Genomic DNA, 14,618 nt, shown 5'->3' on the forward strand with positions numbered 1-14,618 from the left:
CCTTCTTTCTAAATTCTTTCAGTTGGGCGATTAATTAAAAAGGCTATAGGCTGATAGCCAGCCGCTGATTTTTTGCATTTGGCCTGTCAGAACAAGAAATCCCAGTATGATCATAATGGTACCGTTTATGATGGATAAAGTTCCAAGATAACGATTTATTTTTTTTACTATTTTCAATGAATAAGAAACAGCCACTGAAATAATCAAAAAGGGAATCGCCATACCTACTGAATACGAAATCAATAAGTAGATTCCGTGTGCGACCGTTGCGGAAGAACTGGCAAGCAATAATATGGATGACAGTGCAAGGCCGACACAGGGAGTCCATCCTGTGGCAAATGCCATACCGAGTAATACAGAACTGAAGATGTTCTTTGTTTTTCTTTCAGAGCTGAATCCCTTTGTTTTATTCAAAATAGACATGTTCAATAGTCCTACCATCTGTAAACCAAAGATAATTATTAACAGTCCGGCAATTTGCATAATAATTACCCGGTAGTCCAAAAACAGCTTACCGAGAAAGGTAGCGGAAGCACCCATTATAATAAATATAAGGCTGAAGCCGCCGATAAACCCTAGTGAACGGGTATAAAGTGTCCGCCGGTTAACCTGGACTTTTGCTTGTTCGATTTTCCCGCCGGTCAAGTGTGTGATATAAGCGGGGAGCAGTGGAAATACACATGGAGAAAAAAAGGATAGTAAGCCTGCTGTTAAGGCAAATACGACACCTATATCTGACATTGACAACACCTCCTATGTAGAATTGTCTCTTTACAGTATTAAGATTATATTAAGGAAATACATAAACCATAATAAAATACGGTTATGGGTATATAAATATAAGTATAAAGCAAAGAACTTTTTTTTCAATGATGCTGATTGATCCCCCGAAGCGAACCGAGGGGCATTAAAAAAGCCTGCTGTCGAGGGACAGCAGGCTTTTTGGAAGGGTGCTGATGATCCTTCCGGTATGAACAGATTATTCGAGGCCCGATCCATGATGCATTTCAAGCGGAATGTAAGCCAAAGATTGCGAAAGCAGGCCAAAGCTTACCCTTTTCCTATTACAGTGCATGAATGTATGGAGCCCTTTTGATATAGAGTTAACGGTTTCTTTTATTTTCATTTTATACATGTACATTTGATTATTTGTAGGTTCATTTCAGTTGAAAGACTATTGCCTAAACAACGTAAGCCCTACCTCTCTTACGTCCCCACGGCTCCGAAGCCGATCCGGCGTGAATAGGATAGTAACAACTGATATTTGACTTTTTAATGTCCTCGATATCAAAGTTGATGCCTCCAGTAACAAATAATTTATAGTTAATCTGTAACAGCACATTATCCATTTACCCATTGAAATAGATGTTAAACAAATCGAAAAATTGTCTAATTATTCATACAATGTTTACAATATCAAGGGAATCGCTGCATGGAAGATGTTAAGATGGTATTAACAAAGGAATTCCTGCGATATGCAGAAGTATTGGTATTTCTTTGGATTAAACAAAGAAAAATGGGTGGGTGAATGTGTTGAATATCATGACCATTATTGAAATGGATCATTCTGAAGTAGAGCACATACTAGATGCATCTTTTGTATTTGTAGATGAAACCGTATACAAGAATGTAATCCGCACTTGTGTCGACGGCTTTATTTGCAATAAGACAAAAGAGCCAATCGAGACAGATGATGCCATGGAACAGCTATTTCTAAGGTTAAAGGCAAATCGCATTATTCCAGAAGCGGTGCAAGATTTTTCTTATGAACTTACATCTTGCGAAAGAATTGAATCATATAGGGATGACATGGAACATAACCCAAAAACTTTATCAATTTCTTTCACGGAAATTAAATAATAACACAAAAAAAGATGCTATGCAAGTAAATGCGTAGCATCTTTTTTATGCTAGTATGCTTTTTTTATAGTGCGGTCGACCGCGATGCCGATCGCCACCCCAACAATAGCAGGCAAAAACCAGCCTACTTGCTGTTCATACAAAGGAATATCAGCTAAAAGTCCAGTTAAGGATTTATTTAAAAGGGTATTATTTAATGTATCCAATATACTGTAAATCGCAGTAAATGAAATAGAAAGGATATAGACAATTCTACTGCTTTGGATCCATGAATCCGCCAATGCAAGCAAAATTAAAACGACGGCAATCGGATAAATCAATCCAAGGACAGGTACTGAAAAGGATAGAATGGCATTTAATCCTAGATTTGCCAGAATTGCGCTTATCAATGTTGTAAGCAGCGCCCACTTTTTATAACTCCATTTCTTCTTGAATACAACTGAAAAGTATTCACTGCAGGAAATGACAAGTCCAATTGAAACGCATAGGCAGGCAATCGTGAAAATGATCGCGAGTAGGATTGTCCCAGCTTGGCCGAATAATTGCTGCATAACTTGCGATAGGACTGTGGCCCCGTTATCTGCTTGCCCATGCATCAATCCGCTAGAGGCCCCGAGGAAGCCCAAAATGATATAGATAGCCGCAAGAAGCGCTCCTGCTCCAAGGCCTGCAACCATCATGGACAAAGATAGGCTCTTTTTATCTGTTATGCCCTGTGTATAGATCGTGTTGGCAATTACTATCCCAAAAACGAGGGAAGCCAATAAATCCATTGTCATATACCCATCCAAAAAACCTTTGAAGAATGTATTTTCCTGATAAGCGGCAGCTGTTTCGGCTGTTCCGCCTAAAGGAGTCAAAATGCTTTTAATTAAAATAATAGCAAGCAAGATCAGTAATGAAGGTGTCAACACCTTGCCGAATAAATCAATCAACTTATTGGGAGAGAGACTGAACCAAAGAACCAGCCCGAAAAAGATCAAGGAATATATGATTAAAGGGATGGTATCGCTGGTTGAGTGCTGTAAAAATGGTTTAAGGCCCATTTCAAATGAAACGGTCGCTGCTCTTGGTATCGCCATAAGCGGTCCGATTGAAATATAAATGAGTAAAGGAAAGATAAAGGCAAACCCCGGCGATACTCGTTGTCCGAGTGTATTCAAGTTGCCGATTTTAGCCACTGCAATGACGCCCAAGATAGGCAGGCCGACGGCTGAAATAATGAATCCAGCCATACTGATGAATGTATCAGATCCTGAAGCCCGTCCTAAAAAGGCGGGGAAAATGAGATTGCCTGCTCCAAAGAACATGGAAAACAGCATAAAGCTTATGAATAAAAGTTGTTTTTTCGATAAAAACTGCATGAATGATGTCCTCTCTAACAATGTTGTCTGTAGAAGTATACCAATTGTTTTTCCCATTCGCTATATGTATCTGAAAACGTTCTTCCTCTTATACTTAAATAATAATGGGTTTTATTGCTAAAAGAAAATAGATTTGCAAACATGAGATGAAAAACGTTTTTTCAAACATTATAAAAGTGTTTTTAGAAAAAAAGAGTTATTTTTGTTTTCAAAAATGTTCTTTCTTGTTATTCTAAAAATATATTATTATCAGAAATTTTTGTTAATAATATTGATTAAACGAATAAAGGGGGAACTCAGTTGGATTATGGGGTTATTTTTTCAATTGCAGTATACATGGGGGGCATGCTGCTTTTAGGTTACTTCGCTTATAAGAAGACAAGCAATTTGTCTGATTATATGCTAGGGGGTCGTGGGCTTGGCCCGGTTGTAACAGCCTTGAGCGCTGGTGCGTCAGATATGAGTGGTTGGCTATTAATGGGGCTTCCGGGTTCTATGTATGTAAGCGGTCTCAGCGCGGGGTGGATTGTGGTCGGATTATGTACAGGCGCCTACCTGAATTGGCTGTATGTGGCACCAAGATTGCGGACATATACCGAAATTGCTCAAAACTCCATTACAGTTCCGGATTTTCTTGAGAATCGGTTTCATGATTCATCCAGAATATTACGGATTACGTCTGCTATTGTTATTATTGTCTTCTTTACTTTTTATACCTCATCCGGAATGGTAGCCGGAGGAAAACTATTCAAAACCGCATTTGATATGAATTATACTGCTGGTATCTTAATTTCTGCATCTGTTGTTATTCTTTATACTTTGTTCGGAGGATTTTTGGCTGTCAGCTGGACAGACACTGTTCAAGGGCTCATCATGTTCTTGGCATTGATTATCGTGCCGATTGTCACTATCTCGAATATTGGCAGCACATCGATAACATTCCAGGAAATCCGCAATATAGATCCAACCCTTTTGAAGGCTTTTGAGGGTACAACTGCTATCGGCATTATTTCCTTGCTGGCCTGGGGCCTTGGGTATTTCGGACAGCCGCATATTATCGTCCGTTTTATGGCAATTACATCGGTCAGGGAGATCAGAAAGGCAAGAAGAGTAGGGATGGGATGGATGGTCTTTTCCATCGTTGGAGCGATGTTCACAGGTCTGGTTGGGATTGCCTATTTCAAGATCACGAATCAAAGCTTATCCAACCCTGAAACAGTGTTCATTGTTTTAGGTGAACAATTATTCCCGTCAATTGTAACCGGTTTCTTGCTTGCGGCCATATTGGCGGCTGTCATGAGTACCATTTCTTCACAGCTATTGGTGACATCAAGCGCATTGACAAAAGATATTTATAAAACGTTTTTGCGTAAAGAGGCCTCCGACCGCGAGCAGGTGCTTGTAGGGCGTTTGACCGTATTGGCGGTCGCAGTTATCGCATTGGTTATGGCGTTAAATCCGAGTGAAACCATTCTAAATTTGGTCGGATATGCATGGGCCGGCTTTGGTGCCGCCTTCGGCCCAGTTATCCTGTTCAGCCTTTATTGGAAACGGATGACTAAATGGGGAGCATTTTTCGGAATAATCGCAGGTGCCGTGACTGTTATTGTATGGGAAATGATTGAAGCATTCGATGCTGTCTATGAGATAATTCCAGGCTTTATCGTATGTTCGATCGTCCTTATTGTTGTAAGCGTGCTGACTGCAAAGCCTTCGGTGAAAGTAGAAGAAGAATTTGCAGAAGCGGTTCGGCAGACAAAATATGAAAAGAAACTGGATGAAGCTATTACCCATAGCAAATAAATGATTGTAAGCGGCGTGTACGGGCTGGACCCAGTGCACGCCGCTTTTGTTTAGCATGGGCCGGTTGTATTCAAAGCCTGTATTCATATGGTATGATGGACGGATGCAAAGGGCGGATAAAACAGAAATGCAATTTTTCGCCTTTGGATTGAATTTGTCCGTGAATTAGTTGAAAATATAGGCAAAGCTATACACAACAATGTTTAGTAGAAGTTAAGGAGATTAAAACTATGTCAAACACTTCATTTATACAAGAATGTCCTGCGTTTCTTCAGGAAGCGTGGAAGAAAGAAGGATTTTCAAAAGCAACCCTTATTCAGGAACAAGCTTTTCCTGCGATTATGTCAGGAGATGACTTGATTGCCCAATCCCCGACAGGGACCGGGAAAACCCTTGCTTATTTGCTGCCCCTGCTTGCAAAAGTGAATAAAGATTCGGCCCATGTCCAAAGTGTCATTCTTGCGTCATCCCGCGAATTGGTGATGCAGATCCATACGGAATTGGTTAAATGGAGCGCAGGGAGCGGCATCCGCAGTGCTTCCTTCATCGGAGGGGCCAATACGAAACGCCAATTGGAGAAGCTAAAGAAAAAACCGCAGATCATTGTCGGCACACCGGGAAAAATTCAGGAGCTGATGATGCAAAAGAAACTTAAAATGCATGAAGTTAAAACGATTGTCCTGGATGAGGGGGATACATTAATCGTACCGGAGCACTTTGATACAGTAGCTGCCATTATCAAAAGTACGATGAAAGACCAACGCCAAGTCCTATTGTTCTCTGCTACCGTTACACCGGAAATTAAAGGCCAGCTTTCTGAATTTATGGAGAACCCAGCGACGATATCCATTCAAAAGGATGAAAACTTCGCCGGAAAGGTCGACCATATTTATTTTATTTGTGAAAAACGCGATAAGCCGTTCATATTGGAAAAAATCTCACGTTTGCCGGATACTAAATCGCTTGTATTTATGAAGGATATCGGAGAAATGGATGTCCTTGCTGAAAAATGGAAGTATAAAGATCTTCATGTGGCGGTCCTTCATGCAGAAACAACAAAAACAGAACGCGAGAAAGCCATTAAAGGTTTCCGCAAAGGGGATTTTCCGATGCTTTTGTCGACAGATGTTGCCGCCAGAGGTTTGGATATCAAAGGGTTGTCAACAGTCGTCCATTTTGATGTCCCAAGAACATTGGATCAATACACTCACCGTTCTGGCAGAACCGGGAGAGCGGGGAATGACGGTACTGTGATCAGCATCATTACTGCATCGGAAGAAAAAGAATTGAAGCAATTGGCCCGTAAGTTAGGGATAGAAGTACAGAAAAAAGAATTCTTCCAAGGGCGCATTGTTGATGAACGGCCTGTCTATAAAGGGTCTGCACCAAAGAAGAGGCCTGCCAAAAATAAAAAATAAGAGGGACCTATACACCGCTTTCTAGTGAAGTGGTGTATTTTTTTCTTTTTCTTTATGCCACGGAAAAATGGCTGAAAAACCTACAAGGACGGAAGCAATGATCGAAATTTGCGTCTCAAGGCTTATAAAGGCAAATGGAAGGGCCCACGCAGTTGACTTTAGAGCTAAAAAGGGAAGCAGTGAGAAGTAGGCGGATGGCAGGAAGAGAACCAGAAATGGGAGGAGCTTGATTCTCCAACGCCCTTGTTTATTGAATTGTTCTGATAAGGTTAATAGCCCAAGAATCATTCCTGTAGGAATATGCCATAAATGGTGGAGAAGTGGGTAGGCAGGTATGGTAAGAGTATCGTTTGCTATCTTTCTATAAATCTGCAGATAATGCTGGTCGGCAATCGTTGCTATTAAGATATAAAGAAAAAGAATAAGAAGAGTTATATATGTTCTGTTCCATTTCATCTAAATCGCCTCTCTTAATGGTTTTTTAAGGATATTATACTAAATAATTACATTTTATGTGCGTTTATCATACAATAGAAGATGGAAAGTGAACGACAAAGGAGATACGTACATGGATAAAAAATTCAAACATTTTGAAACCGCTATCATTCATCATGGTTATGATTCTAAACAGCATGCTGGGAGTTTATCAGTCCCCCTATATCAAACATCGACTTTTACTTTTGACAGTGCCGAACAAGGTGAACAGCGCTTTGCGGGCGTAACGGAAGGATACATTTATTCAAGGCTTGGAAATCCGACCGTTAAAGCGCTCGAAGAAAAAATGGCCATCCTTGAAGGAGGGGAAGCGGCCCTCGCCTTTGGATCCGGAATGGCAGCTGTTTCCGCCATCCTTTTATCTCTTACGAAGGCAGGCGACCATATCATATGCTCGCAAGGCTTGTACGGATGTACATTCGGCCTGCTGCAATTGATGGAAGAGAAATATAATATCCGCCATTCGTTCAGCTGGCTATCCAGCGAGGAAGAACTTCGAAGCATGATTACTCCAGAGACGAGCTGCATTTATATTGAAACCCCGATTAACCCTACAATGAAAATGATTGATTTGGCATTAGTGGCAGCTGTGGCCAGAGAGTTTGGGATACCGGTTGTTGTGGACAATACATTTTCGACGCCGTATTTACAGAAGCCGTTGGAACTGGGCTGTGATATTGTCCTGCACAGCGCTACCAAATATATAGGAGGGCATGGAGATGTGGTGGCAGGTGTAGCAGTAGGGAAACGTGAAATGATGGAGCATATAAGAGGCACTACTCAAAAGGATATAGGCGGAATCATTTCTCCTTTCGACGCGTGGCTTTTGATTCGTGGTTTAAAGACATTGCCGGTCAGAATGGACCGCCACTGTGAAAATGCCGATAAAATATTCCACTTGTTGAAAATACATCCGAATGTAGAGCATATCTATTATCCCGGTGATGAAGACCATCCGGATTTTTCTATAACAAAGAAGCAAATGCGTAAAGGAGGCGGCTTGATTTCCTTTGAAATAAAGGGAAGCAAGCAGGATGCACAACGTTTCTTGAATGCGTTGCGATTAATAAAGCTTGCAGTTAGTCTGGGAGATACCGAAACACTGATTCAGCATCCTGCTACTATGACCCATTCAGTCGTGCCGAAAGATAACAGAATAGAAATGGGGATTAGCGATCAGCTTATTCGCCTATCGGTAGGCTTGGAGGCATGGGAGGACATTTGGGATGATTTGAAGCAGGCATTGGATTCACTGTCGTCATAAGAACAAGCGGCCCTTTGGAGGAGCCGCTTGTTCTTATGGCCATTTTGCAGATTCATTATCTTGTTTGGCTTTTTCACTATAAACGACATTGTCTTCCAATGATTGTTTATCCAAAAGTATATATTCTGCATAATGAATATTATTATGAGTTGCATAATCGAACCGTTCACTTCTCTTAATCGGAATGGCAACAACGCCTTGGCTTATCTGCTCAGCAATTTTTTGGCCACATTCACTATCTATGTATTGTGTGTAAACACCCGCATCTGATAAAGCAGTTTGTTCGTAGGGAGGAACGACAATTTCGATGGTTACCGTTTTAGGTGATTTCATATCAGTCATTTTTCCTTTTGTTTTCCCCTATTTTGCTCGGCTGATAGGAAGTTATTCATTTCTTAGGAAAAAGAGTCACCGGTACTTAAGCCGCTTCCGCTTTTCTAGTTGTCTAGCTGCAGCGGCTAGGCCCTCGAGGTCTTAAGCCAAGAATAGTCAAAGGCAACCCCCGTCCTTTGAGCCATTCTCGTCTTAAGCTGGTCGGGCCTGTTCAAGCCGCTTCCGCTTTTCTTTTTGTCTAGCTGCAGCGGCTAGGCCCTCGAGGTCTTAAGCCAAGAATAGTCAAAGGCAACCCCAGCCTTTGAGCCATTCTCGTCTTAAGCTGGTCGGGCCTGTTCAAGCCGCTTCCGCTTTTCTTTTTACCATCTGTTTTGTTTCTTTTGTTTTAGCAGCGGGATGGCTATGAGTATGATCAGCGCTAGGATATATGCTTCGTATGAGACTGTGCTATGGTCTTGCCAGTTTTTGATTCCGATGCCGATAAAGGACCAAATAGTAACCAACGGATAAAACCAGTCCCTTTGCGTATAGCGGAATGCAAGTGCAATGGCTGCCGCGATAATCAGCAGTATATAGGTCCAGATGACAGCTGATATTCCGAATCCACCCCAACCGATATAGGTAAGATAATAGGCGATATTGACGATAGTTGCGACTGTTATCCATCCTAAATAGAACGAAAAGGGCATGTAGTCCAGCAAGGTATGGCTGACACTTTTAATCCGTATATAAAGGATAATAAGCGTAATCAGCAGGAGAATCATTATGATGACACTGGCCAGGAATTGTTCATAGTGCCATACGAATACCCAAGCCATATTCAATAGGTTGGCCAGGATAAACCAGGGTGACGCCACTCTATAGGCTTCGGATTCCCGGTATTTGCGGAAAAATTGCCTGATGACCCAGATGGCCAACAGTATATAAATAAGGCTCCAAATGCTGAATGCGTATCCTGCCGGTGTTATAAGGACATCCTGTTGGTCGGAAATTTCCCCCATTGTTTTGCCGTTCAAAGGCAGCGTTTCGCTAAATGTGTTGACTATAATATCGAGAATATATGTAATGATATTAAATAGTAATGCAATCATCTTTTATCCCTCCTTTCTTTTTTATGTATTCCACCAAATATAGGGCAATAACCTTTTTTTCTAAAGCTGCTTGTCAAATAAATCTGATAATTGTATGATAAAGGTAGTATAACCGAAAGAGGAGGTGTTTAGGCAATGGTACGCTCAAGAGCATTGCGTTTATCGTTTTTAGAATATCTGTATATATGCAATGCGATTTTTCATGCTGCATTTGTTCAAGGGAGAAGTCTGCCCTTTTTTAGAACAACTGCATATGGAAGTTGATCGTAATTGCCTCTTCACGCCTAATTAGGAATAGCAATCAGTGAAAGAGAGCGGTAAGCTCTTTTTTTGTTGCTTTTAAAATCATGATGGAAAAGCCATGGCAATGCGCGACGCAATTGCTGTGGCTTTTTTTCTTATATAAAAAGGAGAATGTCTTATGTCTATTTGTGCATGTCAATCTGTTAAAAAAATGTTTGGCGGTACGCCAGTTTTTACTGATTTATCTTTTGAAGTACAGGAAAAAGATCGGATCGGGATTGTGGGACCGAATGGATGTGGAAAAAGTACGCTTTTGAAAATGGTTGCCGGGATCGAAAATCCGGATGACGGGATGGTCGCCATTAAAAAAGGGGCGTCTATCGGATATTTGGCCCAAATCCCAAATGTTCAGGATGGATGGACCTGCCGTGATGTATTGCTCTCAGCTTTTCAAGCCGTTACCGGTATTGAAGAAAAGATGAAGGAATTAGAGCAACGAATGGCAAAGGAGCAAGATCCGGAACAAGCAGATAAGCTGCTTAAAAGATATGGGGATATGCAAACAAAGTTTATGGAATTGGGAGGGTACGAAATTGAACCAAAAGTCGAAAAGGTGGCAAATGGGCTTCGTATTCACGATTTGCTTGATAGTCCTTTCGATACACTTAGCGGAGGGGAACGGACAAAAGTAAACTTGGCGTTCATGCTTCTCCAAAAACCGGATTTATTATTATTGGATGAACCGACCAACCATCTGGATATTTCAGCTGTAGAATGGCTGGAGCAATTTATTAAGTATTATGAAGGCACTGTTATGGTAGTCTCCCATGACCGTTATTTTCTCGATGCGGTTGTGTTTAAAATTTTCGATGTAGATGAGGGGGAGCTCGAAATCTATCATCATTCCTATTCGGAATTTGTCAAAGCGAAAGAGAAAAAAATGCTGGCGGAATTCCAGGAATTCCAAGAACAACAAAAGAAAATCAAAAAAATGAAAGAAGCAATAAAGAGGCTGCGGGACTGGGCCAATCGGGCAAATCCGCCAAGTGAATCGCTCCACAGACGTGCAACGAACATGCAGCGGGCCCTGGATAGGATGGAAATCAAAAAGAAACCGGTTCTTGACCGGAAAAAGATGAATCTGCAGTTCGATGCTGGAGCCAGAAGCGGCAAAGACGTCTTGCGGATGAGCGGAGCAGCGAAAATGTTCAATGATGAGTTTCTATTCCATAGCGTCGATTTGCTGCTGCAATTTAAGCAGAGAGCATGTATTGTCGGAGATAATGGCACCGGGAAAAGTACATTATTGAAAATAGCTTTGGGGGAAATGGAACAGGATGAAGGCGAAGTGAAAGTAGGAAGCAATGTAAAAATTGGCTATCTGTCCCAACATCATGCTTATTCAAATCCAAGAAAGACAGTAATAGATACGTTCCGAGAGGAGGTGCCGGTCAATGAAGGCGAGGCACGGCATATTCTAGCTCAATTCCTCTTCTACGGACCGGCTGTATTCCAAAGAACAGGAGGTTTGAGCGGAGGTGAACGGATGCGGCTGAAGTTAGCCCAGTTGATGCATAGCGATGTGAATTTCCTTGTATTGGATGAGCCCACTAATCATCTCGACATCGAATCTAAAGAGGTTCTCGAAAGTGCCCTTGAAACATTCGAAGGGACGATCTTAGCCGTATCGCACGACCGCTATTTTCTGAATAAATTGTTCACTAGAACCTTCTGGATAGAAGACGAAACAGTGCATACTTATGAAGGCCCATACGATTGGGCGAAGGAAAAGAGAAATTCCCTTCTTAAATAGTGAATTTTGAAAAGCCTGCCATCAGTCGTGGTGCAGGCTTTTCATGTTCAGTTTTGATTAAGAAGGAATTTAGTGAGGGAGATGGAATTTAACATATAGGGTGTATTGAAAAGTTTGTATTTCTTTGTAAGGAGGAGTATGACAATGTTAAAACGTTTATTTATCGTTCTTATATTAGCATCATTATCTGGTTGCGATAATGATAGCATTACAAATCACAAAACTGAACACAAGGAGAAGGAGATTGCCCTAGTTGCGAGTGAAAAAAATATCCCTATGAATTTTGATAGCAAGGCTATGAGAAGAGAAGAAGTTCCTTTTTTTTCATATTTAATCAAAAAAGCCGAAAATCAAGCACAATATGAAGAACTTTGGCGAATGTTCCGGTTTGAAAAAGAAATGCCTAAGGAGAATTTTAAGGAAAGTACCCTATTTTTCATTGGATTAAGGGAATCGGGAAGCTGTCCGTATAAAATGGAAAAGGCGAGCGTACAGCCGAAATACGATACATTGCGTTTTTACTTGGAAAGCCCGGAGGGGATATGTACAACAGATGCAACACCAAGAACTTTTGTCATAGAAGTTCCGCGAAAACAGGCTGAGAGTCTGAAGACAATCATGATCGTCGAAGGCAAGACAGAGACGCCGATTTCGATCGTCGGGAATGTGTGAGTGAAACAAGTAGCTATCTGTATCATTTTTGCTTGCTTGTTCTTCATTATTGTTGGGAGCAGGATGCAAAAAAGAGGGGTGGACGGAATGAAAAGATGAACAGATGGGGGCTGTCCGCTTCTTCCAGAAGGAAAGGAAAAAAGTTGCTTTAGAGATGCATGATAATGTTATTACTGTATTTGAACTGATATAAAATGGGGTAAGGCAGGTTACAAATGAATATAGTATGATAGTAGTTTAAGATACATATAGCTTCCGACTGTTAAAATAAGGATAGGGAAATAGCGTTTGAAAAAGATTACCGCACCTGATTGAATCAGAAGATATCAAATGGAAAGTAGTGAAAGCAATGATCAAAAAAACATACAGCAATGAATGGCATAAGTTTACTTCCTTTTATCGCAACTATTTTATAGTATGTGTTGTCCTCTTTTTGGCTATTGTCATACTGACTGTGGTCGGTACAAAATCACTGGACAGGAAGACTGTGGAAGATATGATGGCCGGGATTATGAAAAGCTTTGAGGATAAAGGGATGCTGCAGGAGCAGGCAGCTTATATCACGATGTTTAAAATATTTTTTAATAATTTGTTTGCGTGTATATTGGCGATTGTTTTTGGCTTTATCCCATACGTGCTGCCTTTAGTGGTCCTTATAGGCAATGGAGCCGTTGTAGGAGTCCTTTTGGGAGCCATTTCTTTAAACGGGGGCTCCATAGCATCTTGGGTACTGAGAGGATTGGTCCCTCATGGCATCACAGAAATGACAGCTGTACTGTTATCGATTGGAATCGGCCTTTTTATTAGCACATGGCTTGTTAAAAAAATAGCAGGAAAAGAAACGAAAACCTTTGGCACTGTTGTAAAAATGGTTGCACAAACATTTATCGCAGTTATCCTGCCGCTTCTTGTTATTTCCGCTGTTATTGAAGTATATATCACTCCATTGTTTTTAACATAATAAGGAGTACAGTGACCACAATCTTTGGATTTCCTGATTGCTATCGGGCAGCCTTTTTCGGATAGGCTGCTTTTTACTGCTGCGGAAAATCGTTTCTCACCCTGCTTCGAGCATACTTCATTGCAGACTCCAATCAGACTATTAATTGGAAATTTTGAATTCCTGAAATCCTTTCGGTTCGGACAGGTCGTTTAGTGTAACATGGTCAACTTTGGAAAAGCGGGGGCCTTCCGATATTTTGCGGATAAAGAGTTCCATTTTCTGATCTGGCCCTTCTGCTTCCAGTTCGACATCGCCATCATTAGTGTTGCGGACCCACCCTTTTATATCGTTTGCAACAGCTGTCGTTTGCGTAAAGAACCGGAAGCCTACCCCTTGGACATGGCCTTGGATTTTCATTGAAACAGTGCGCATTTTATCATCCTTTCTCTATATATGTTCATTTATATAGTATCACATAGCACCCATTGGCCTTCTTTAAACAAACAGTATTTTCCATAGATGTGTTAAAATGATAGCGAATCGATTAGCAAGGGGGAAGAGAAGAATGAGATTGGAGAATAGAATAGCGATTATTACGGGAGGGGCAAAAGGAATCGGGTGGGAAGCCGTGAAGCTTTTCTTGAAGGAAGGAGCGCAAGTAGCAATCGCTGATTTCAACGTCGAGCAAATGGATGCTCGTTTGCAGGATTTGTCCGAGTATAAAGGAAGAGTTGCTTTCTTTCAGGTTGATGTGGCAAAACGTGAAAGCGTTAATAATATGGTCCGCGCAGTGGCGGAACGTTTCGGCGGAATAGACATTCTCGTCAATAATGCGGGCATTACGAGAGATGCAATGCTGTCCAAAATGAAGCCGGAAGATTTTCAGGCTGTGATCAATGTGAATTTGACCGGCGTTTTCCATTGTACACAAGCATCACTGCCTTATTTGGCAGCCAGCAGCCATGGAAGGATTATTAATACATCTTCCGCTGCTGGAGTGAACGGCAATATCGGACAGACCAATTATGCCGCAGCCAAGGCAGGATTGATCGGGATGACAAAAACATGGGCGAAAGAGCTTGGAAGAAAGGGGATTACCGTAAATGCGGTCGCTCCCGGCTTCATCGAAACAGCCATGATCGAAAGTGTCCCAGAGCATTTATTGTCACAGGTAAAAAATATAGTGTCACTACAGCATTTAGGCAAGCCGGAAGATATTGCGCACGCCTATCTCTTCCTGGCTTCCCAGGAAGCGAAATATATCAGCGGTACGGTGATTGAAGTGGACGGGGGATTAATGATGTAAAAGGAAGGAGGCA

At 41.4% G+C, this 14,618-nt stretch carries 15 protein-coding genes; 9 read left to right on the forward strand and 6 right to left on the reverse strand.

Features of this window, described 5'->3' with window-relative positions; translation table 11 throughout:
- Nucleotides 1-30: 30 nt before the first annotated feature.
- Entirely contained in the window at nt 31-741 is a 711-nt protein-coding gene (locus ABC357_RS23455; RefSeq protein ID WP_412889918.1) for a cytochrome c biogenesis CcdA family protein, read from the reverse strand.
- 789 nt (nt 742-1,530) lie between these two features.
- On the opposite strand from ABC357_RS23455, the gene ABC357_RS23460 reads away from it, so the two are divergent.
- Nucleotides 1,531-1,860 carry a hypothetical protein gene (locus ABC357_RS23460; RefSeq protein ID WP_412889919.1) on the forward strand — a complete coding sequence of 110 codons (330 nt, stop codon included), beginning with the start codon at nt 1,531-1,533 and terminating at the stop codon, nt 1,858-1,860.
- A 50-nt stretch (nt 1,861-1,910) separates the two neighbouring features.
- Here the strand turns inward: ABC357_RS23460 and brnQ are convergent, their stop codons facing one another.
- Complete coding sequence (brnQ, locus tag ABC357_RS23465) at nt 1,911-3,224, reverse strand: branched-chain amino acid transport system II carrier protein (protein ID WP_412889920.1); 1,314 nt, start codon at nt 3,222-3,224, stop codon at nt 1,911-1,913.
- A 300-nt stretch (nt 3,225-3,524) separates the two neighbouring features.
- Between brnQ and putP the strand changes: the two genes are divergently transcribed.
- Both putP and ABC357_RS23475 read left to right on the forward strand, forming a co-directional pair.
- A complete protein-coding gene (gene putP, locus ABC357_RS23470) occupies nt 3,525-5,027 on the forward strand; it encodes a sodium/proline symporter PutP (RefSeq protein ID WP_412889921.1) in 1,503 nt (500 codons plus the stop codon).
- 230 nt (nt 5,028-5,257) lie between these two features.
- Nucleotides 5,258-6,445 (forward strand): DEAD/DEAH box helicase, encoded by a 1,188-nt coding sequence (locus tag ABC357_RS23475; protein ID WP_412889922.1) that lies wholly within the window; start codon nt 5,258-5,260, stop codon nt 6,443-6,445.
- 21 nt (nt 6,446-6,466) lie between these two features.
- On the opposite strand, the gene ABC357_RS23480 is transcribed toward ABC357_RS23475, so the two are convergent.
- Nucleotides 6,467-6,901, reverse strand: coding sequence for a hypothetical protein (locus tag ABC357_RS23480; RefSeq protein ID WP_412889923.1), 435 nt, complete (start codon nt 6,899-6,901; stop codon nt 6,467-6,469).
- 112 nt (nt 6,902-7,013) lie between these two features.
- Between ABC357_RS23480 and megL the strand changes: the two genes are divergently transcribed.
- A complete protein-coding gene (megL, locus tag ABC357_RS23485) occupies nt 7,014-8,204 on the forward strand; it encodes a methionine gamma-lyase (RefSeq protein WP_412889924.1) in 1,191 nt (396 codons plus the stop codon).
- 33 nt (nt 8,205-8,237) lie between these two features.
- On the opposite strand, the gene ABC357_RS23490 is transcribed toward megL, so the two are convergent.
- Together ABC357_RS23490 and ABC357_RS23495 are read right to left on the reverse strand one after the other, a co-directional pair.
- Nucleotides 8,238-8,546, reverse strand: a complete 309-nt coding sequence (locus tag ABC357_RS23490; RefSeq protein ID WP_412889925.1) for a hypothetical protein — start codon at nt 8,544-8,546, stop codon at nt 8,238-8,240.
- Nucleotides 8,547-8,896: 350 nt separating this feature from the next.
- Complete coding sequence (locus tag ABC357_RS23495; RefSeq protein WP_412889926.1) at nt 8,897-9,628, reverse strand: tryptophan-rich sensory protein; 732 nt, start codon at nt 9,626-9,628, stop codon at nt 8,897-8,899.
- A gap of 135 nt (nt 9,629-9,763) precedes the next feature.
- Between ABC357_RS23495 and ABC357_RS23500 the strand changes: the two genes are divergently transcribed.
- From ABC357_RS23500 to ABC357_RS23515, 4 genes are all read left to right on the forward strand, one after another.
- A complete protein-coding gene (locus tag ABC357_RS23500; protein ID WP_412889927.1) occupies nt 9,764-9,892 on the forward strand; it encodes an RAxF-45 family protein in 129 nt (42 codons plus the stop codon).
- A 157-nt stretch (nt 9,893-10,049) separates the two neighbouring features.
- Nucleotides 10,050-11,684 carry a ribosomal protection-like ABC-F family protein gene (gene abc-f, locus ABC357_RS23505; protein WP_412889928.1) on the forward strand — a complete coding sequence of 545 codons (1,635 nt, stop codon included), beginning with the start codon at nt 10,050-10,052 and terminating at the stop codon, nt 11,682-11,684.
- A 144-nt stretch (nt 11,685-11,828) separates the two neighbouring features.
- Nucleotides 11,829-12,356, forward strand: a complete 528-nt coding sequence (locus ABC357_RS23510) for a hypothetical protein (protein WP_412889929.1) — start codon at nt 11,829-11,831, stop codon at nt 12,354-12,356.
- 349 nt (nt 12,357-12,705) lie between these two features.
- Entirely contained in the window at nt 12,706-13,317 is a 612-nt protein-coding gene (locus ABC357_RS23515) for a stage II sporulation protein M (protein WP_412889930.1), read from the forward strand.
- Between the two features lie 141 nt (nt 13,318-13,458).
- Here the strand turns inward: ABC357_RS23515 and ABC357_RS23520 are convergent, their stop codons facing one another.
- Complete coding sequence (locus tag ABC357_RS23520; RefSeq protein ID WP_412889931.1) at nt 13,459-13,731, reverse strand: acylphosphatase; 273 nt, start codon at nt 13,729-13,731, stop codon at nt 13,459-13,461.
- Nucleotides 13,732-13,864: 133 nt separating this feature from the next.
- On the opposite strand from ABC357_RS23520, the gene fabG reads away from it, so the two are divergent.
- Entirely contained in the window at nt 13,865-14,605 is a 741-nt protein-coding gene (gene fabG / locus ABC357_RS23525) for a 3-oxoacyl-ACP reductase FabG (protein ID WP_412889932.1), read from the forward strand.
- Nucleotides 14,606-14,618 lie beyond the last annotated feature (13 nt).

It is taken from the genome of Bacillus kalamii, assembly GCF_047238185.1.
GTDB lineage: Bacteria > Bacillota > Bacilli > Bacillales > DSM-1321 > Bacillus_AD.

Coding starts and splice junctions, on each gene's coding strand:
- ABC357_RS23520 (WP_412889931.1), bottom strand. CDS start 13,731: ATGCGCACTGTTTCAATGAAAATCCAAGGCCATGTCCAAGGGGTAGGC.
- ABC357_RS23515 (WP_412889930.1), top strand. CDS start 12,706: ATGATCAAAAAAACATACAGCAATGAATGGCATAAGTTTACTTCCTTT.
- ABC357_RS23480 (WP_412889923.1), bottom strand. CDS start 6,901: ATGAAATGGAACAGAACATATATAACTCTTCTTATTCTTTTTCTTTAT.
- ABC357_RS23495 (WP_412889926.1), bottom strand. CDS start 9,628: ATGATTGCATTACTATTTAATATCATTACATATATTCTCGATATTATA.
- ABC357_RS23510 (WP_412889929.1), top strand. CDS start 11,829: ATGTTAAAACGTTTATTTATCGTTCTTATATTAGCATCATTATCTGGT.
- ABC357_RS23475 (WP_412889922.1), top strand. CDS start 5,258: ATGTCAAACACTTCATTTATACAAGAATGTCCTGCGTTTCTTCAGGAA.
- megL (WP_412889924.1), top strand. CDS start 7,014: ATGGATAAAAAATTCAAACATTTTGAAACCGCTATCATTCATCATGGT.
- fabG (WP_412889932.1), top strand. CDS start 13,865: ATGAGATTGGAGAATAGAATAGCGATTATTACGGGAGGGGCAAAAGGA.
- ABC357_RS23490 (WP_412889925.1), bottom strand. CDS start 8,546: ATGACTGATATGAAATCACCTAAAACGGTAACCATCGAAATTGTCGTT.
- abc-f (WP_412889928.1), top strand. CDS start 10,050: ATGTCTATTTGTGCATGTCAATCTGTTAAAAAAATGTTTGGCGGTACG.
- ABC357_RS23500 (WP_412889927.1), top strand. CDS start 9,764: ATGGTACGCTCAAGAGCATTGCGTTTATCGTTTTTAGAATATCTGTAT.
- ABC357_RS23455 (WP_412889918.1), bottom strand. CDS start 741: ATGTCAGATATAGGTGTCGTATTTGCCTTAACAGCAGGCTTACTATCC.
- brnQ (WP_412889920.1), bottom strand. CDS start 3,224: ATGCAGTTTTTATCGAAAAAACAACTTTTATTCATAAGCTTTATGCTG.